The sequence below is a fragment of the Streptomyces verrucosisporus genome (genome assembly GCF_017114865.1).
Taxonomy (GTDB): domain Bacteria; phylum Actinomycetota; class Actinomycetes; order Streptomycetales; family Streptomycetaceae; genus Streptomyces; species Streptomyces fenghuangensis.
Genome location: NZ_JADEYH010000096.1, coordinates 1 through 455, shown reverse-complemented (window position 1 = coordinate 455; position 455 = coordinate 1). Strand labels below are relative to the sequence as shown.

The 455-nt window shown below is 58.0% G+C and carries 1 protein-coding gene; it reads right to left on the bottom strand.

The features are described 5' to 3' along the window. On the bottom strand, positions 1 to 211 hold a 211-nt coding region (locus IQ279_RS27605; RefSeq protein ID WP_206352055.1), incomplete at its 3' end, for a hypothetical protein. Positions 212 to 455: the final 244 nt, after the last annotated feature.

Below are 455 nucleotides of genomic sequence, written 5' to 3'. Positions count from 1 at the left end.
AGTACCGTCGAACAGAACACCCCGTAAAGCCGCCAACCGTCGTGAACACGCCGACCGGCAGAACTGCTTGACAAAGCCGATGCGAGCCATAGGTTTCCGGTATCGAAACGCGAATTCTCCCGAAGTCGGAAATCCCTTCCGAATTCACCCGGTCGCGGCCGACGTGAACATCCCGGACACCACACATCAGGTCTGTGACCTGCGACTTCACGACGCACAGCACTCACCGGGGCGCCCACTCGAAGGAGGTGAGCGGTGGCTGATTTGTCAACTACCGCAAAAATTAAACGAGTTGACAGCTTGATGAACGTACGTGATCTTTAGAGCCCCTCCAGGCCCGGCAAGGTCTGGAGGGGCAGGGAGGCGTGCCCGCCTCCAGACCGCATAATCCGTAACCTGGCTAGTGTCCTGAGTCGTTAGTTCGTGTGCAGTATGCGGCGAGGGTTTCGAGGATG